Source organism: Streptomyces sp. NBC_01497 (genome assembly GCF_036250695.1).
Lineage (GTDB): Bacteria > Actinomycetota > Actinomycetes > Streptomycetales > Streptomycetaceae > Streptomyces.
Genome location: NZ_CP109427.1, coordinates 4,235,865 through 4,254,405 on the forward strand (window position 1 = coordinate 4,235,865; position 18,541 = coordinate 4,254,405).

11 protein-coding genes are annotated in these 18,541 nt (G+C 72.1%); 6 read left to right on the forward strand and 5 right to left on the reverse strand.

The genetic code is table 11. The features are described 5' to 3' along the window. Nucleotides 1-177 precede the first annotated feature (177 nt). On the forward strand, nucleotides 178-1,941 hold the full coding sequence (thiC, locus tag OG310_RS18150) for a phosphomethylpyrimidine synthase ThiC (protein WP_329456919.1): 1,764 nt from the start codon (nucleotides 178-180) through the stop codon (nucleotides 1,939-1,941). Between the two features lie 370 nt (nucleotides 1,942-2,311). Here the strand turns inward: thiC and OG310_RS18155 are convergent, their stop codons facing one another. Together OG310_RS18155 and OG310_RS18160 are read right to left on the reverse strand one after the other, a co-directional pair. Next, the gene (locus tag OG310_RS18155; protein ID WP_329456920.1) at nucleotides 2,312-2,929 is read right to left on the reverse strand and encodes a DUF4291 domain-containing protein; all 618 of its coding nucleotides are present in this window, start codon (nucleotides 2,927-2,929) and stop codon (nucleotides 2,312-2,314) included. Between the two features lie 26 nt (nucleotides 2,930-2,955). Next, the gene (locus OG310_RS18160) at nucleotides 2,956-3,927 is read right to left on the reverse strand and encodes an SDR family NAD(P)-dependent oxidoreductase (protein WP_329456921.1); all 972 of its coding nucleotides are present in this window, start codon (nucleotides 3,925-3,927) and stop codon (nucleotides 2,956-2,958) included. Nucleotides 3,928-4,190: 263 nt separating this feature from the next. Here OG310_RS18160 and OG310_RS18165 point away from each other — a divergent pair, with 263 nt between their 5' ends. Beyond that, nucleotides 4,191-5,195 carry a helix-turn-helix transcriptional regulator gene (locus OG310_RS18165; RefSeq protein ID WP_329456922.1) on the forward strand — a complete coding sequence of 335 codons (1,005 nt, stop codon included), beginning with the start codon at nucleotides 4,191-4,193 and terminating at the stop codon, nucleotides 5,193-5,195. A gap of 195 nt (nucleotides 5,196-5,390) precedes the next feature. Here the strand turns inward: OG310_RS18165 and OG310_RS18170 are convergent, their stop codons facing one another. From OG310_RS18170 to OG310_RS18180, 3 genes are all read right to left on the reverse strand, one after another. After that, nucleotides 5,391-6,455: a hypothetical protein gene (locus tag OG310_RS18170; RefSeq protein WP_329456923.1), complete on the reverse strand. Its 1,065-nt coding sequence runs from the start codon at nucleotides 6,453-6,455 to the stop codon at nucleotides 5,391-5,393. A 156-nt stretch (nucleotides 6,456-6,611) separates the two neighbouring features. Then, on the reverse strand, nucleotides 6,612-7,868 hold the full coding sequence (locus OG310_RS18175; RefSeq protein ID WP_329460238.1) for a metallophosphoesterase: 1,257 nt from the start codon (nucleotides 7,866-7,868) through the stop codon (nucleotides 6,612-6,614). A 553-nt stretch (nucleotides 7,869-8,421) separates the two neighbouring features. After that, nucleotides 8,422-9,543, reverse strand: coding sequence for a LacI family DNA-binding transcriptional regulator (locus OG310_RS18180; protein WP_329456924.1), 1,122 nt, complete (start codon nucleotides 9,541-9,543; stop codon nucleotides 8,422-8,424). Nucleotides 9,544-10,155: 612 nt separating this feature from the next. On the opposite strand from OG310_RS18180, the gene hisC reads away from it, so the two are divergent. From hisC to cydD, 4 genes are all read left to right on the forward strand, one after another. Then, nucleotides 10,156-11,235: a histidinol-phosphate transaminase gene (gene hisC / locus OG310_RS18185; protein WP_329456925.1), complete on the forward strand. Its 1,080-nt coding sequence runs from the start codon at nucleotides 10,156-10,158 to the stop codon at nucleotides 11,233-11,235. 619 nt (nucleotides 11,236-11,854) lie between these two features. Then, nucleotides 11,855-13,369: a cytochrome ubiquinol oxidase subunit I gene (locus tag OG310_RS18190; protein WP_329456926.1), complete on the forward strand. Its 1,515-nt coding sequence runs from the start codon at nucleotides 11,855-11,857 to the stop codon at nucleotides 13,367-13,369. Between the two features lie 14 nt (nucleotides 13,370-13,383). Then, nucleotides 13,384-14,502 (forward strand): cytochrome d ubiquinol oxidase subunit II, encoded by a 1,119-nt coding sequence (gene cydB / locus OG310_RS18195; RefSeq protein WP_329456927.1) that lies wholly within the window; start codon nucleotides 13,384-13,386, stop codon nucleotides 14,500-14,502. Nucleotides 14,503-14,521: 19 nt separating this feature from the next. Continuing rightward, complete coding sequence (gene cydD, locus OG310_RS18200) at nucleotides 14,522-18,403, forward strand: thiol reductant ABC exporter subunit CydD (protein WP_329456928.1); 3,882 nt, start codon at nucleotides 14,522-14,524, stop codon at nucleotides 18,401-18,403. Nucleotides 18,404-18,541: the final 138 nt, after the last annotated feature.

An 18,541-nucleotide genomic window follows, 5' to 3' on the forward strand; every position in this document is an offset into this window, starting at 1 on the left:
TGGTCTTCGCGCCGGACATGGCGTTAGCGTGGTCAGGCATTTGCACACGCGGGAGCTCGGAGCACCGGGCTGAGAGGGCGCTGACGTGTGGTGACGTGGGTTCTGACCCCGCACCCCCACGCTGCGCCGACCGCCGAACCTGTTACCGGGTAATGCCGGCGTAGGGAGTTTGGTCTCATGACCGTTCAGGACACACACGCGTCTGCCATCGGCTGGCACAAGGGATACGTGCAGGGTTCGCGCCCCGACCTCCAAGTGCCCGTACGGCGGGTGCACCTGACCAACGGCGAGGACGTGACGCTGTACGACACGTCGGGTCCGTACACCGATCCGGGTGTCGAGACGGACGTACGGCGCGGCCTCGCGCCCCTCAGGGAGAACTGGATCATCGCCCGCGGCGATACCGAGGAGTACGCGGGGCGGCCCGTGCGGCCCGAGGACGACGGCCTCAAGCACACCGCGCCGCGCGGTGGACTGCGCAACCTCGACGCGGTCTTCCCGGGTCGGCCCCGACTGCCGCGCCGCGGCAGGGACCACGGCGCGGTCACGCAGCTCGCCTACGCGCGACGCGGCGACATCACGCCCGAGATGGAGTACGTCGCGATCCGGGAGGGCGTCCCGCCCGAGACGGTGCGCGACGAGATCGCAGCGGGGCGGGCCGTTCTGCCGGCGAACGTCAACCATCCGGAGATCGAGCCGATGGTCATCGGCAAGAAGTTCCTGGTGAAGGTGAACGCCAACATCGGTAATTCGGCCGTCACCTCCTCCATCGAGGAGGAGGTCGACAAGATGACCTGGGCGACCCGGTGGGGCGCCGACACGGTCATGGACCTCTCGACCGGGCGGAACATCCACACCACCCGTGAGTGGGTGCTGCGCAACTCACCCGTGCCGATCGGGACGGTGCCGCTGTACCAGGCACTGGAGAAGGTCGACGGCAAGGCCGAGGAGCTGACCTGGGAGATCTACCGGGACACGGTGGTCGAACAGGCCGAGCAGGGCGTCGACTACATGACCGTCCACGCCGGCGTGCTGCTGCGGTACGTACCGCTGACCGCGCGCCGCAAGACGGGCATCGTCTCGCGCGGCGGCTCGATCATGGCGGCGTGGTGCCTGGCGCACCACCAGGAGTCCTTCCTGTACGAGAACTTCGAGGAGCTGTGCGCCATCCTCGCCTCGTACGACGTGACGTACTCGCTCGGCGACGGGCTGCGGCCGGGCTCGATCGCGGACGCGAACGACGAGGCGCAGTTCGCCGAGTTGCGCACGCTCGGCGAGCTCAACACGATCGCCAAGCGGCACGGCGTCCAGACCATGATCGAGGGGCCCGGCCATGTGCCGATGCACAAGATCAAGGAGAACATCGATCTCCAGCAGGAGATCTGTGAGGAGGCGCCGTTCTACACGCTGGGTCCGCTGACGACGGACGTGGCTCCCGCCTACGACCACATCACCTCCGGCATCGGTGCCGCGATGATCGCCTGGTGGGGCACCGCGATGCTCTGCTACGTCACCCCGAAGGAACACCTCGGCCTGCCGGACCGCGACGACGTGAAGACCGGCGTCATCACGTACAAGATCGCGGCCCACGCCGCCGACCTGGCGAAGGGGCACCCGGGGGCGCAGGAGTGGGATGACGCGCTGTCCGAGGCCCGCTTCGAGTTCCGCTGGGAGGACCAGTTCAACCTGGCCATGGACCCGGACACGGCCCGCGCGTTCCACGACGAGACGCTGCCTGCGGAGCCCGCGAAGACGGCGCACTTCTGCTCGATGTGCGGTCCCAAGTTCTGCTCGATGAAGATCAGTAGGAGTATCGCCGAGCAGTTCGCCCCCGACCTCGCGTCCTCGGCGTCGGCGGAGGAGATCGAGGAGGGGATGCTCGCGAAGTCGAAGGAGTTCGCGGCGGCGGGGAACCGGGTGTACCTGCCGCTGGCTGATTAGCCTCCGGCGCTGTCGGGTTTTCGGGGGGCTGAGGGGCCCTGGTGCGGTGGGGCCCCTCAGCGCGGGCGGCGTTACGGGGACGGACGGACGGCCGGGTGACGGCCCGGCACGTGCGCGGGGGCGGCACGTGCGCGGGGCGGCAGCCCGGGTACGGGTCCCGTCGTCCGGGGGCCGCCCCGTTCGGCGCGATCGACCAGTGCGTCAGCGGCACCGACGTCACTGACGGCACCGACAGCTGCGACCTCCGGTTCGTGCGGCGCCGACCCGTGTGGCGCCGACCCGTGTGGCGCCGACCCGTGTGGCGCCGACCCGTGTGGCGCCGACCCGTGCGGTGCCGACCCGTGCGGTGCGGGTCGGCCGGGTGGGCTCTCTACCCGTTCGCGATCCGCGCGGAGGGCACCGCCGGGTACGGGCGTTCCGGTGGGAGCAGATCGGCCGCCGCCGCCGTGTCGCCTGCGCGGACGAGGGCGTGGATCGTGTGCGCGAGGAGCGTGACGTCCGTGATCGAGCACACCCACGTGTCCGCGTACTGCTTCGCCAACGGTCCCGACAGGCCGAGTTGGAGCGAGCGGTGGGGCAGCGAGCGCAGGTGGAAGTCACGCTCGGGGTCCCACTGGACGCGGGCGGGGGACCGCCTGAGGTCCCGCCGCCACGCGTCGTGGTTCGCGTGTGAACCGGGAACGTAGTGCGAGAGGCACGCGTTCTCCAGCGCCCCGTCGAACCCCTCGCGGGTGATCTCCACCGCGAGGACCGTCTCCTGGCCCTCTTTGGTGCCCCAGCCGCAGCGGTACATCATCCACAGGAAGGACGGTTTGATCCACGTCATGCGGTCCCGTTTCCAGGCGGCGGGGAACCTGCCGTCGCGTGCCGCGGGTCCCCCGATCCCCGGCGCGTAGGCCTGGTAGACGGTGATCGTGGTGTCCGTGAAGCGCGCTCTGATTTGCTGAGCGGGTATCCCCCGGGCGGGCGTTGACGTGGTGGCGGGCATGCCCGCGAGTATCCGGTCGCGGACGCTCAGAGGGCCAGGAGTTTTTCCGAGACCTCCCACAGCCGCTCCGCCGCCACCGGGTCGAGGGCGAACGCCGCCACGCCGGGGGCGTCCTGCCATGCGGGCTCGACCTGCGGGTCGTAGGGCAGCGCCTGGACGCAGTTCTCGAAGTAGCGCCCGCCCACGCCCTGGACCAGCGGCGAGGCCGCCAGCAGCGTCGACGTGGCGGCGCCCTGCTCGGGGGAGCGCCACGGGTAGGTGGCCTCGACGGAGCGCAGGGCCTCGCTCATCCGGTCACCCGCCTGGTGGCGCTGGAGGTTGGTGCGGATGCCGCCCGGCATGAGGGCGTTCGCCAGGATCCCGTCGGCCGCCCACCTCTTGCTCGCCTCGACCGCGAACAGCACGTTCGCCGTCTTCGACTGCCCGTACGCCGACCAGGCCTCGTACGGGCGGTGCGTGAAGTGGATGTCGTCGAAGACGACCGGCGAGGACAGGTGACCGCTGGAACTGACGGAGACGATCCGGGCGCCGCCCTCGCGTCCCGCCGTGGCGAGCGCGCCGTGCAGTGCCACGGCCAGGCCGAAGTGGCCGAGGTGATTGGTCGCGAACTGGAGCTCCCAGCCCTCCTGGGTGCGGTGCAGGTCGGGCAGCGCCATCACTCCGGCGTTGTTGACCAGCATGTGCAGGGGGCCCTGCCATCGGGCGGCGAACGCGGCGACCGATGCGGGGTCGGTGAGTTCGAGCCGCTCGACCGCCACGGTGTTCCTGCCGGCGGTCGCCGCGATGTCCGCGGCGACGCGCTCGCCGGCGTCCGTATCGCGTACGGCGAGGGTCACCCGGGCGCCCGCGGCGGTCAGCGCGCGGGCCGTCTCGACGCCGATGCCGGAGGCGCCGCCGGTGACGACGGCCCGCCGGCCGGTGAGGTCGACGCCGGCGAGCACGTCGGCGGCGGTGGATTCGCGGGTGAAGGGCGTGGTGACGCGGTGCGGTGCGGTCATGGGTCTCGTTCTTCCCGTGCGGTGTGCGGTGTGCGGTGTGCCGTGTGCGGTCCGTGCGGTGTCCGCGAAAGGCGGCTGCCGGGAGGCCGGGGTACGCGTCGTGGGTAGCCCGGCGGCCTTCGGAGCGGACCGTCCTTCGGGGAGTCGTCCTCCAGAGCGTCGCGCGGTGTGGGGTACGGGAGCCAGATCCCCCGTTGTCCTGGTAGTGACGGGGCCCCCGCTCAAGGGCGACCCGCCGGGGCCGGCCGATCTACCGTGGACGTATGAGCGTGAGCAGTGATCTGGGGGTCTACCTGCGGGCCCGGCGCGACCTGGTGTCGCCGGGGGACGCGGGCATCGACGTGAACGGCGCGACCGGAACCGGCCGCCGGCGGCGCGTGCCGGGGCTGCGCCGCGAGGAGGTGGCGCTGTTGGCGGGCATCTCCGCCGAGTACTACCTGCGCCTGGAGCGCGGGCGGGACCTGCATCCCTCGCCCCAGGTCGTGGACGCGCTCGCCCGGGTCCTGATGCTGGACCGGGACGCCACCGCCTACCTGAGCACGCTCGCCCAGCAGCGGCCCCGTCGCCGTCCCGCCCGCCGGCGGCCCGAGCGCGTCGGCCCCGGTCTTGAACAGCTCGTGCTGAACCGGTCCGACGTGGCCGCGTTCGTGCAGGGCCGCTACCAGGACGTCCTGGTGGCCAACGCGTTGGCGACCGCGCTCAGCCCCTGGCAGGCCAAGGGCGTGAACCTTTTGCAGGCCACCTTCCTCGACCCGGGCGTGCGCGCCATGTACGGGGAGGCCTGGCCGCGCATCGCGGAGGGTGTGGTCGCCTCGGTCCGCGCGCTCGCGGGCCCGGAGAACCGGGACGCGTACCTGGCGGGCCTCGTGGGGGAGCTGTCCGTGCGCAGCGAGGAGTTCCGGGCGCTGTGGGCACGGCACGACGTGAGGCCGCGCACCAGCGGATCGGCCGTACTGCGCCACCCCCTGATCGGTGACACCCTGCTGCAGTTCGAGAAGCTCGCCGTGCCCGGGGCGGACGGGCAACTGCTCGTACTCTTCCACGCTGAGCCCGGCAGCCCGGCGGCGGACTCGCTCGCGCTGCTGTCGCAGCTGGCGTACGAGGGGTCGGCGGCGCCGCGCACGGGGGCCGCCCCGCAGGGGGAAGCCGCTCGTGAGGGGGGCGTCGTGGACGCCGGGTCAGGGAGGGACACGGGCGCCGGGTCGGGCCGGGACACGGGCGCCGGCGGCGGTGCGGGCGGCGGCCACGGCACGGGTCCCGGCGTCTGAGCCGGACCGTACGCGGCCGGCCGCCGGTCACTCGGGCTGCTGGACGGACACCCGCGGCTGACGGGCCACCGGTTGCTCGGGTCGGTGGTCAGGGCGCCCGGCGCCTGAGCGGCGCTGTACGCGGCCGCCGGTCACTCCGGCTGGTGGCCGGGACGCCAGGCGCGTGAGCCGTGCCGTGCGTCGGTGGGCCGCCGGTCACTCCGGCTGGTGGTCGGGGCCTCCGTAGTCCGGGCTGCTGAAGTCCGGGCTGGAGTAGCGCGGCCGTCCGCTGCTGCCCGTGCCCTCGCTGGGACTGGAGAAGTCGGGCCGGCTGTAACCCATCTTCGGCAGCTGGTGCCCCCGCGTCCGGCCCTGGTTCTGGCTCCCGTGCCCACCCGGGCTCTGCCCGTAAGCGGTCCGGCCCTGCCCCCGGCCGTCCTGGCCCGGGGCCGGCCGGTCGTCCTGGCCGGCCGTCCCGGAGCCGCGGGACGGCTCGGATGAGGGCGCTGTCGACCCCTCGGCCTCGCGCAGTGTCCGCCGCAGGTACGGCACGATGCCGCGCTCCAGCAGCGCGGTCCGCCACTCCTCGCGCGCGTCGGCGAGTTCGTTCGGCTCGCCCGTCGCTGTCCCCGGGGAGCGGATCTGTGTCGAGCCGTTGCGTACGGCGGTGATCAGCAGGCCGACGCCCGCCGCCAGAATGCCCAGCGCCATGACGGAGGCGAAGAACCAGCCGAAGGCGATCAGGGCGTCGGCCAGGGGAGGTGTCGGGCCGAGTGCTTTGAGCAGATACCCGGCCAGCAGAAAGATCACGGCGGCGATCGCGGCGAGCACCGGGACCAGGACGGCGATCACGGCCAGTATCCCCGCGCCGGTCGCCGCGGGATCCCCGAGTACGGACGTACGCGGCAGGCGTGCGGCCGATGCGGCGGACGGGGATGAGGCGGAAGGGGCCGCGGAGCCGGAAGGTCCGGCCGGGGACGCGAGTGCGGAATCGGCTGCCGCGGGGCCGGAAGGCGCCACGGGTGACCGCTTGTCGCGAAACGGCGAGGGCCGGGGCCCGCGCGATTCCTCGCGCACTTTCCGGTAGTGCTCGTATTCCGGGGCGGCGGCCTGCGCGATCAACGACCGGGCGTCGAGCGCCATACCGCGCAGCTGCCGCGCCGTCAGGTTATCTCCCACGGCGGCGAGATCCGGGCGTTCGTGCGCGGTGCGCAGCGCCTCGTCGAGGATCCGCTCGAATTCCGCGCGGTCCTCGCCCAGCAGGTGCGAAGCGCTTTTCATGGTGCATCCCCCGATGCTCCGTGGGGCCGGCCCGCCCGTTGCAGAAACGGGCGGCGGACAGAAACGGAGGAGAGTCTGCTACGGATACGCCGATGGTAGAGCGGTTTCGGCCCACCGTGACAGGGACTTATCCGAAATCACCTGCCAGGACAGGGTTCAGTCGTGCAGGGGGAGTTGGACGACCAGCAGTTTTCCGGCCATGGTCACGCCGCCGTCCATGGCGACGGCCAGCCCGTCCGCGTAGACGTGCGGACCCTCCACCACCGGCCCGGAGCGGCCGCCCTCGTCGTCGGGGTCTTCCGCGCCGACCTCGCCGAGCAGGTACGGGATGGGGCTGTGGCCGTGCACGACACGCGTCCCGCCGTAGGAGCCGAGGAGTTCCCGGGCGGCGTCGGGGCCGTCGTCGCGGAAGGCGAAGCGCTTGGTCAGCTTGCGGAACAGGTCCCAGCACTCGTCGGCGTCGTTGCGGGTGATGATCTGGTGGACGGTGTCGTTGACGTCGTCGATCGTCGTCCCGTAGTCCAGGTACGCCGTGGTGTCGGAGTGCATCAGCAGATGCCCGTCCTCCTCGGCCACCGCGTCGAGCCGGGACATCCACTGCAGGTGGACGTCCTGGAGTCGCTCCATGTCGTGCTGCTGGCCGCCGTTGAGCAGCCACGCGGCGTGGAACGTCGCGGTGCCGGCGCCCGAGCTGACCGGGGTGGGACCGAACCGCTTCGCGCCCAGCAGAAGCAGTTCGTGGTTGCCCATGAGGGCCTTGCAGTAGCCGCCGGCCGCCGCGGCCTCGGCGGACAGCCGCATGACGAGGTCGATGACGCCGACGCCGTCGGGCCCCCGGTCGGTGAAGTCGCCGAGGAACCAGAGGCGTGCGGTGCCCGCGGACCACCGGCCCTCCGCGTCGACGAGGCCCTGCTCGCCGAGTGCGGCGAGCAGTTCGTCGATGTATCCGTGCACGTCGCCGACCACGTACAGCGGGCCGAGAGCCGGCTGCACGTCCTCGGCCTCCGTGACCTGCATACGGAGGGTGGGCGCGGGGCCGCGGTCGGAACCGATCACCGGGAGGTCCCGTTCGGTGGGGGTGTAGCCGTCGGGCAGCTCGTCGTCCGGGATCGCGTTGCCCGGGTGTACGGGCGCGACGGACTGCTCGGCCTGGAAGAGCCGCTCGTCGACCGGCGGTAGCTGCGACGCCCCGGGGGCGAGAGGCGCCTGAGGCACCTGAGAGATCTCGGGCGCCTGGGGCGCCCCGGCCGCCGGGGGCACATGCGGTGCGGGTGGCACCGGCTGCCCTGGCGTCACCGGCTGGGCGTCCGGCGCCTCGCCGGTCCCTACGGGAACCTGCGCGTAGGGCGGCACGCGGAAGTCGCGCAACGTCGCCGTACGCACTACGGGTTCCTCGTCGGCCCCCTGTGTCATCGACCCCTCCACCACCGTCGCGCCGCCGCCGTACACCACGCGGACCGTACCGGTCGGGTGGGGGTCTGCCCACCTGAGGAAGGAAAAGGCCTGCGGTGTCGTGGGCCCATCATAGGAATGCCGCTCCTCCTGTGTGATGCACCAGGGGTGGTGAATCCTCATGGGATGCCGGTCGACCGGCTCTTTTCGCGCTGATCGCCCCAAATGGAGAGGTCTGGACCTGTGTCCCGACCCCGTGACGACCGCGAGGATCGGTCGCCCGACGGCGGCGCCGACCGTCGGGAACGGCCTTCGCCGCCACCGGCTGTCCCGCGTGAGCTCCCACGGGAGCACGGACCCCGGCCCGAACGGTGTCCTGCGGGTGGTTCCGCACGGACCTGGCGGCTGCCCCGGCACCGGGCGCGTCGGCTGCCGGATCGGGCCCCGACCGCGACCCCGGTCGCGAGGGCGGGCACTGCCCGCCCTGTCGCGGCGGGACGGGGACCGTACGGCTCCCGGCCGTGCGAGGAGCCCGCATGCCTCCCGGCCGACGCGTCCAGGGCGGGCCGGAGGGTCAGGGCCGGTCGCTCGACGGGGAGCGGGGCGCGCTCACCGTCGTACGCGGCGGGCGGCGCTGCGAGGACGTCCGCACGATCAGCTCCGTCGGTATCACCCGCTCCAGCGGTCCGTCCGTCTCGACCCCTTCGATCGCGTCGATCAGCAACTGCACGACGGCGGTGCCAATACGGCGCGGCTTGAGCGAGAGCGTGGTGATCGGCGGTTCGGTCGCCGCGTAGACCGTCGACTCGCTGCAGCACACCAGCAGCAGGTCGTCGGGGACCCGCAGCCCGTAGCGCCGGGCGGCGGCCAGCAGGTCGGTGCCGTTGGGGTCGAACAGGCCGTAGACGGCGTCCGGCCGGTCCGGCCGGGCCAGCAGCCGGTCGGCGGCGACGGCGCCCGCGCACGGGTCGTGCGCGGGGTAGGACTCGTAGACCGGATCCTGGCCGACGCGCTCGCACCAGCGCAGGTACGCGGTGGTGGAGAGGCGGGTGTAGGTGTCGGTGGTGGTGCCGGTGAGCAGTCCGATGCGGCGGGCGCCGGCCTCGGCCATGTGGTCGAGCAGGTCGAGCACGGCGGCCTCGTGGTCGTTGTCGACCCAGGCGGTGACCGGCAGCGTGCCGGCGGGCCGGCCGTCCGAGACCACGGGCAGTCCCTGGCGGACGAGTTCGGTGACGACGGGGTCGTGGTCGGACGGGTCGACGACGACGGTCCCGTCGAGCGCGACGTTGGACCAGACGTCGTGCTGCGAGGTGGCCGGAAGGATCACGAGGGCGTAGCCGCGGGCGAGTGCCGCCGAGGTCGCCGCTCGCGCCATCTCGGCGAAGTAGGCGAACTCGGTGAAGGTGAAAGGTTCATCCCCGTACGTGGTGACGGTCAGGCCGATCAGCCCGGACTTCCCGGTACGGAGTGTTCTGGCGGCGGCCGACGGGCGGTAGCCGAGGCGCTCCGCGACCTCGCGGACGTGGCGGCGGGTCGCGTCGGGTAACCGTCCCTTGCCGTTGAGCGCGTCCGAGACGGTCGTGATGGAGACACCGGCCGCGGCGGCCACGTCCCGGATACCGGCTCGACCACCCTGCCGGCCTCCCCTGCGCGTTGTGTCCGTCCGGCTCACCTGGTGTTTCCCTGCTGCTGTCATGGCGAGCCGATAGTAGGGCGCGGGACAGGGGTGGGGCGTGTCGCAAATGCACTACTTGGCAGGCACGTTTCTGCATGATCATTAACGGCTGAAGCCCTGGGAAGCCAAGGCAGTTGACGGTGTGTTCGACGATCTTCCATGCGACGAGCGGCATCTGCCTGGGGCGGGGGTCATGTCTCGAAGAGGTCTCAACTCACCACTACGAGGGACGCGCGCCACGGCGCGAGCCACCCGCGCTCGCCTGGGAGAAGTGCGCCCCCTGGGGATCGGGCCCCTCACGCGGACGGCAGAGGGTGTTCCGCCCGCGTCCGGGCGCCGGGTGGCGCTCGTGTCCCGGACGGCGCGACGGCGCGACGGCCGGCAGGGCGGTGCTCGGGCTCCGAGCGCCGGACCTCGCTCCCACGGACGGTCCGGCCGTCGGGCGTCAGGCACGCGGCCGGTCACCGGCCCCCGGAGGCCCCCGACCGATGCCGTCCCGGCGCCGGGCGTGGCGGTCGTCACGTGGGCCCGGGCTCTCCGGCCGTTCGCAGTGGCGCCATCTGCTCGTAGGGTGAGGTCACCGGATCGGCGGAGCCGTCGGCCCGGTCGTATGGACGGCGAGGAGGAACACCGGTGAGCGAGACGGGCCCCAGGCTGCGCGCGCAGTTGGACGGCATCCCCACCTACAAGCCGGGTAAACCGGCTCCGGCGGGCGGGGCCACCATGTACAAGCTGTCCTCCAACGAGAACCCCTACCCGCCGCTGCCCGGAGTGATGGAGCAGGTCGCCGAGTCCGCGCGGAACCTGCACCGCTACCCGGACCTGGCGTGCACCGCCCTGACGGGCGAGCTGGCCGCGCACTTCGGGGTTCCCGCGTCGCACGTGGCCACCGGCACTGGATCGGTGGGCGTCGCCCAGCAGCTGCTGCAGGCGACCTCGGGCCCCGGTGACGAGGTCATCTACCCGTGGCGCTCGTTCGAGGCGTACCCGATCATCGTGCAGATCTCCGGGGCGACCTCCGTGCAGGTGCCGCTGGCCCCGGACGAGGGTCATGACCTGGACGCGATGGCTGCGGCGATCACCGACCGGACGCGGATGATCTTCGTCTGCAACCCCAACAACCCGACCGGCACCGTGGTGCGCCGGGCCGAGCTGGAACGGTTCCTCGACCGGGTCCCCGCCGATGTGCTCGTCGTACTGGACGAGGCGTACCGCGAGTTCAACCGCGACCCGGCGGTGCCGGACGGCGTCGAGATCTACCGGGACCGGCCCAACGTGGCGGTGCTGCGCACCTTCTCGAAGGCGTACGGGCTGGCGGGGCTCCGCGTGGGCTTCGCGATCGCCCACGAACCCGTGGCCGACGCGCTGCGCAAGACGGCCGTGCCCTTCGGCGTGAGCCAGATCGCGCAGGACGCGGCTGTCGCCTCCCTGCGCGCCGAGGACCAGTTGCTCGTCCGTGTCGACGCGCTCGTCGGGGAGCGTGACCGGGTGGTCCGGGAGCTGCGGGGCCAGGGCTGGACCGTGCCCGAGACGCACGCGAACTTCGTCTGGCTGCGGCTCGGGGAGCGCACGCTGGACTTCGCGGCGGCCTGTGAACGGGCAGGTGTGGTCATCCGGCCGTTCGCGGGCGACGGCGTGCGGGTCACCATCGCCGAGACCGAGGCCAACGACCTGTTCGTACGGGCGGCGGGGGAGTTCCGCAAGGAGCTGTAGACGCACCGAGGATCGCGGCGGGCCGCCCTGGACATCACGTCCCGGGCGGCCTTGTGCGTGGGGAGGACTTCCGACTTCCCCTTCCGCGGGCGGGGCGGCCCACCGTCGTCGGATCACCGCGAGGGGCGAGCGCCGAGGAGCCGAGGTGCGGTGCCGCGACGTACGGCGCCGGCGTGCGGTGCCGGGTGGGCCGATGTGCGGGGCCGGCATGCGGTGCCGGGGGTCCTGGGCCGATGCGCGGGGCCGGCGTGGGGGCTCGTCCGCGCGTCCGGGGGTCCGCACGCCCCTCCAGGGTGTCCGCACGCCCCTCCTCTCCCTGTCGCTCCGTGTCGTACGTCCGCGTCTCGCCGCACCGGGCCCCCGTCCGTGCGCTGTTCGGCGTTATGTATGTCTTTGGGCGTATTTTCACTGCGCATTTCCGGCAATACGGGTGCTGGCGGTGTGACACGGATCAGGTGTGATTTAGGTGACGTACCCCCGCGTGATGATCCGACGAACGGCTGCGCAATACTGTTCTTGTGAATGTGAACGCATTCACAAGCTCGCCTGGTTCGTAGGGGTATGGCCTGTCATGGGCCAGCGCGAGTCGTGTGACCACGGCGATGTAAGGAGAGACGACGTGGATCTCGCTATGGCGCAGGACACCCTGGCGCGCTGGCAGTTCGGCATCACCACCGTCTACCACTTCCTCTTCGTACCGCTCACGATCTCCCTCGCCGCCATCACGGCGGGCCTGGAGACCGCGTGGGTCCGGACCGAGAACCCGAAGTACCTCACGGCCACGAAGTTCTGGGGAAAGCTCTTCCTGATCAATATCGCGATGGGCGTCGTCACCGGCATCGTGCAGGAGTTCCAGTTCGGCATGAACTGGTCGGACTACTCGCGCTTCGTCGGTGACGTCTTCGGTGCCCCGCTCGCGTTCGAGGCGCTGATCGCCTTCTTCTTCGAGTCCACCTTCGTGGGCCTGTGGATATTCGGCTGGGACAAGCTTCCGAAGAAGATCCACCTGGCCTGTATAGGCATGGTCTCGCTCGGCACGATCCTCTCCGCCTACTTCATCCTCGCGGCGAACTCGTGGATGCAGCACCCCACCGGGTACCGGATCGACCCGAAGACCCACCGCGCCCAACTCACCGACTTCTGGGCCGTGCTGACACAGAACACGGCGATCACGCAGTTCGCGCACACGCTCACGGCGTCCTTCCTCGTGGGCGGCGCGTTCATGGTCGGCATCGCCGCGTACCACCTGGCGCGCAAGAAGCACGTTCCGGTGATGCGCACCTCGCTGCGACTCGGCCTGATCACCGTGGTGATCGCGGGACTGCTCACCGCGCTCAGCGGTGACCAGCTCGGCAAGGTCATGTTCAAGCAGCAGCCCATGAAGATGGCGTCGGCCGAGGCGCTGTGGAACGGCGAGTCGCCGGCGCCCTTCTCGATCTTCGCCTACGGCGATGTCGCCAAGGGTCACAACAGCGTCGAGCTGGAGATACCCGGGCTGCTCTCCTTCCTCGCCGACGACAACTTCTCCTCGCACGTCCCCGGCATCAACGACGTCAACAAGGCCGAACAGAAGGAGTTCGGCCCCGGTGACTACCGGCCCAACATCCCCGTCGCCTACTGGGGCTTCCGCTGGATGATCGGGTTCGGCATGGCGTCCTTCACCCTCGGCATGCTCGGTCTGTGGCTGACCCGGAAGAAGTTCATGCTCCCGGCACGGCTGCGGACCGGCCCCGACGAGGTGCCGCACCTGGTCCTCTTCCGCAACAAGGTGCTGAGCCCGAAGCTCGCCCGCTGGTACTGGATCGCCGCTCTGTGGACGATGACCTTCCCGATGATCGCCATGTCCTGGGGCTGGATCTTCACCGAGAACGGACGGCAGCCCTGGGTCGTGTACGGGGTGCTGCGCACGTCCGACGCGGTCTCCCCCGGTGTCTCGACCGGTGAGGTCCTCACGTCCCTGATCGTCTTCACGCTGCTCTACGCGATCCTCGCGGTCGTCGAGTGCAAGCTGATGGTGAAGTACGTCAAGGCGGGGCCGCCCGAGCTCACGGACTCCGATCTCCACCCGCCCACCCGGATCGGGGGCGACCGCGACGAGGCGGACGCCGACCGGCCGATGGCCTTCTCGTACTGAGGGGCAGGTCAGCCATGCAACTCCATGACATCTGGTTCGTGATCATCGCCGTCCTGTGGACCGGCTACTTCTTCCTCGAAGGCTTCGACTTCGGCATCGGGGTCCTGACCAAGGTGCTCGCCCGCGACCGCGCGGAGCGACGTGTCCTCATCAACACGATCGGACCGGTCTGGGACGGCAACGAGGTCTGGCTGATCAGCGCGGCGGGCGCCACGTTCGCGGCCTTCCCGGACTGGTACGCCAGCCTGTTCTCCGGCTTCTATCTGCCGCTGCTGCTGATCCTCGTCTGCCTGATCGTGCGCGGGGTCGCCTTCGAGTACCGGGCCAAGCGGCCCGAGGAGCGCTGGCAGCGCAACTGGGAGCACGCGATCTTCTGGTCGTCACTGCTGCCGGCCATCGTGTGGGGCATCATCTTCGCCAACCTCGTGCACGGGCTGCGGATCGACGCGCACGGCGACTACGTCGGGAGCCTGGGCGGTCTCCTCAACCAGTACGGCCTGCTCGGCGGGGCGGTGACGCTGCTGCTGTTCACCTTCCACGGCGCGGTGTTCGCGGCGCTCAAGACAGTGGGGGACATCCGGGCGCGGGCCCGGAGGCTGGCCACGGTGCTCGGGACGCTCACGGTCGTCCTCGTGGCGGGCTTCCTGGCCTGGACCCAGGTCGACAGCGGGGACGCGGAGTCGCTGTTCGCCGCCGTCGGGGCGGAGGTGGCCCTGATCCTCGCCGTGACGGCGAACAGCCGGGGACGCGAGGGGTGGTCGTTCGCCCTGTCGGGACTGACGATCGTGGGCGTGGTCACGATGTTCTTCCTGACGCTGTTCCCCGACGTCATGCCGTCCTCGCTGGACCCCCGTTGGAGCCTGACGGTCTCCAACGCGTCGTCGGCGCCGTACACGTTGACGATCATGACGTGGTGCGCCGGATTCGCGACACCGCTCGTCATGCTCTACCAGGGCTGGACGTACTGGGTGTTCCGGAAGCGGATCGGGACGCAGCACCTTGCTGTCGCCGCAGGTGGCTCCGGTGGCTCCGGTGGCTCCGGTGGCTCGGGCGGTTCGGGGAGCGCGGGCGCCGGTGGTCCGGGTGGCCAGGGGGACCCGGGGCCGTCCGTCCGTCCCGCCGACGCGTACTGAACGGGAGCGGGTGTTTCACGTGAAACCAATTGATCCCCGACTGCTGCGCTACGCACGGGCGACCCGGTTCTTCCTCGTCGCCACGGTGGCCCTGGGGGCACTGGGCGCCGGGCTGATCATCGCGCAGGCGATGCTGATCGCGGAGGTCGTGGTGGGCGCGTTCCACCACGGTGCGGGGCTCACATCCCTCCGCGACCCCCTGCTGCTCCTCGGGGCAGTCGCTCTGGGGCGGGCGCTGGTCGCGTGGCTGACCGAGCTGGCCGCCCACCGGGCCAGCGCCGCGGTCAAGTCCGAGCTGCGCGGACGCCTGTTGGCGCGGGCCGCCGAACTGGGGCCGGACTGGCTGAGCGGACAGCGCACCGGCTCGCTGGTCACGCTGGCCACCCGCGGGGTGGACGCGCTGGATGACTACTTCGCGCGGTACCTGCCGCAGCTCGGCCTCGCGGTCGTCGTACCGGTGGCGGTGCTCGCGCGGATCGTCACCGAGGACTGGGTCTCCGCGGCGATCGTCGTGGTCACCCTGCCGTTGATCCCGCTGTTCATGGCGCTCATCGGCTGGGTCACCCAGTCGCGGACGGACCGCCAGTGGCAGCTGCTGTCCCGGCTGTCCGGCCATTTCCTCGATGTGGTCGCCGGGCTGCCGACGCTCAAGGTCTTCGGACGGGCCAAGGCGCAGGCCGAGTCGATTCGCGCGATCACTTCCGAGTACCGGCAGGCGACGCTGCGGACACTGCGCATCGCGTTCCTGTCGTCCTTCGCCCTGGAACTGCTGTCGACACTGTCGGTGGCGCTCGTCGCGGTCGGGATCGGTCTGCGGCTGGTCCATGGCGACCTGGATCTGGACACGGGGCTGGTCGTCCTGGTCCTCGCGCCCGAGGCGTATCTGCCGATCCGGCAGGTGGGCACCCAGTACCACGCGGCGGCCGAGGGCCTGTCGGCCGCGGGGGAGATCTTCGCGGTTCTGGAAAGCGATTCGCCGCGCGGTGGGGGCACGGTGGCGCCCGCCTCGGTCCGCCTCGAACTGCGCGACGTGACGGTACGCCACGAGGGCCGCTCGGTCGCTTCGTTGGACGCGGCGACACTGACCGTCGAGCCCGGTGAGACCGTGGCGCTGGCGGGGCCGAGCGGTGTCGGGAAGTCCACGCTTCTCGCCGTGGTGCTGGGCTTCACGCGTCCGACGGAGGGTGGGGTGCGCCTCGGCGGGGCCGACCTCGCGGACGTGGACCTGGGCGCGTGGCGGGAACAGGTGGCGTGGGTCCCGCAGAACCCGTACCTGTTCGCGGGCAGCATCGCCGAGAACGTGCGCCTCGCACGGCCCGACGCCGACGACGCGGCGGTGTGGGCGGCGCTTCGGGAGGCCGGGGCGTACGACTTCGTCGCGGCGCTCCCCCAAGGTGCGGAGACCGGACTGGGTGAGGACGGAGCGGGCCTGTCCGCCGGTCAGCGGCAACGGCTGGCGCTGGCACGCGCGTTCCTCGCGGACCGGCCGCTGCTGCTGCTCGACGAACCGACCGCGGCGCTGGACGGCGCGACGGAGGCGGGGATCGTGGACGCCGTGCGGCGCCTCGCGGCCGGCCGCACGGTCCTGCTGGTGGCGCACCGGCCCGCATTGCTCGCGGCGGCCGACCGGGTGGTGACACTGACGACGACGGAGCGGACGGGGACCGCACAGACCGTGGTCGGGACGGCGGTGTCGGCCGCGACGGCACCGGAGGCGCGGGCGACGGCGCCCGGGGCCGGGACGGTGTCCTCCGTGGTGGAGGCGGCGCCCGTACGGGCCGCACTGCCCGTTCGGCCCGTACGGTGGGGACGGCCCGCGATCGCCACGGCCGGCGAGCCGCGAACCGGTCTCGCGGCCGGCGGCACAGGTGGACACGCCACCGCCGACACGGCACGCGTCCTGGCCGGGCTGCGTGCCGCGCAACGCGGCACGACGCAGGAGCACCTGACGCGCCAGGCCCTGGGGGAGCGTTCGGAAGGCACACCCGTGCCCACGACCACGCCCGCACCCGTGACCCCGAACGGGGCCCTGACCGAGGCGGATGCTGGGGCCGGGGCCGGGGCCGGATTCGGTTCGGCCGTCGGTCCCGATCCTGCCCCGGCTGCGGAGTCGCGCCCTGAGCACCCGCTGTCCGCATCCGCAGTCGGACCCGCGCGGAGGCCGCTCGCCCGGGTGCGGACCGCCGCGGGTCCGCTGCGGGGCAGGTTGCTGCTCGCGCTCCTGCTCGGCAGCCTCGCGCTCGCCTCCGCCATCGGACTGCTGGGGGTGTCCGGCTGGCTCATCTCGCGCGCCTCCCAGCACCCGCCCGTCCTCTACCTGATGGTCGCTGTCACCGCCACGCGCACCTTCGGGATCGGCCGGGCCGTCTTCCGGTACGCCGAGCGCCTGGTGTCGCACGACGCGGTGCTGCGGCTGCTCGCGGGGGTCCGCGTCGGCGTCTACCGGCGTCTCGAACGTGTCGCGCCCGCCGGGCTGCGCACCACCCGCCGCGGGGATCTGCTGACCCGGCTCGTCTCGGACGTGGACCAGCTCCAGGACTACTGGCTGCGCTGGCTGCTGCCCGCGGGGTCCTCGCTTCTGGTCTCCGCCGCGACCGTGGCGTTCACTGCCTGGCTGCTGCCCGCGGCGGGCGCTGTGCTCGCCGGGGGACTGCTGCTCGCCGGGGTCGCCGTGCCCGCGCTCAGCGGCGCGGTCGCCCGCCGTGCGGAGCTGCGGCTCGCTCCCGCGCGCGGCGCTCTCGCGGTCCGGGTCGCGGAACTCCTGCGCGGTCTCGGCGAGATCACCGTGGCCGGTGCGCTGCCGCGTCGGCTGCGCGGGGCCCGTACCGCCGACGGGGAGCTGACCTCACTGGTGTCGCGGGGGGCCGTGGCCACCGCACTCGGCGCCGGGCTCTCGGCCCTCGTCTGCGGCCTGACGGTGGCCGCCGCGGCGGCCGTCGGCGCCCAGGCGGTCCGCGAAGGGCGGCTGCCAGGCGTCCAGCTCGCGGTCGTCGTACTGACTCCGCTCGCCGCCTTCGAGGCGGTCACCGGGCTGCCGCTCGCCGTGCAGTTCCGGCAGCGGGCGCGACGCAGTGCCGAGCGCGTGTACGACGTGCTCGACGCGCCCGTGGCGGTGGCGGAGCCCGAGCGGCCCGCCGCGCTCCCCGACTCGCCGTTCCCGCTGCGCCTCGACGGGGTGAGCGCCCGGTACCCGGACGGCACCCGCGACGCGCTCACCGGCTTCGACCTGACGCTGACAGCGGGCCGTCGCGTCGCCGTCGTCGGCCCCTCGGGGTCCGGCAAGACGACCCTCGCACAGGTGCTGCTGCGCTTCCTCGACACCCGCGAGGGCGGCTGGCGGCTCGGCGGAACCGCCGCGAACACACTCGACGGGGACTCCGTGCGGCGCTTCGTCGGCCTGTGCGCACAGGACGCGCACCTCTTCGACAGCTCCGTACGGGAGAACCTGCGCCTCGCCCGTACGGACGCGACCGACGAGGATCTTCGTGCCGCGCTCGGGGCGGCACGGCTGCTGGACTGGGTGGACGCGCTGCCGCGGGGCCTCGACACCCTCGTCGGCGAACACGGAGCCCAGCTCTCCGGCGGCCAGCGGCAGCGGCTCGCGCTGGCCCGCGCGCTGCTCGCGGACTTCCCGGTCCTGGTGCTCGACGAGCCGGCGGAACACCTGGACCTGGCGACAGGCGACGCCCTGACGGCGGATCTGCTGGCCGCCACCGAGGGCCGGACGACCCTGCTCATCACGCACCGGCTGCACGGCCTCGACGCGGTGGACGAGGTGATCGTGCTGGACGAGGGCAGGACCGTGCAGCGGGGCCCGTACGCACGGCTCGCCGCCGTCGAAGGGCCACTGCGCCGGATGATCGAACGTGAGAGGGCGGGGGACCTGCTGGCCGCGGGGTGATCGTCCCCCCGGCGGCAGCCGGCGGCCCGGGCCCGGTGCGCCCCGGTGCGCGGTTCGCCGGTGCACCGCGCACCGTTCGTCGGGGGCGATATCCGGGTGAAGGTCGACTTTCTCCGGCAATTCGACCTGATTAGTCTC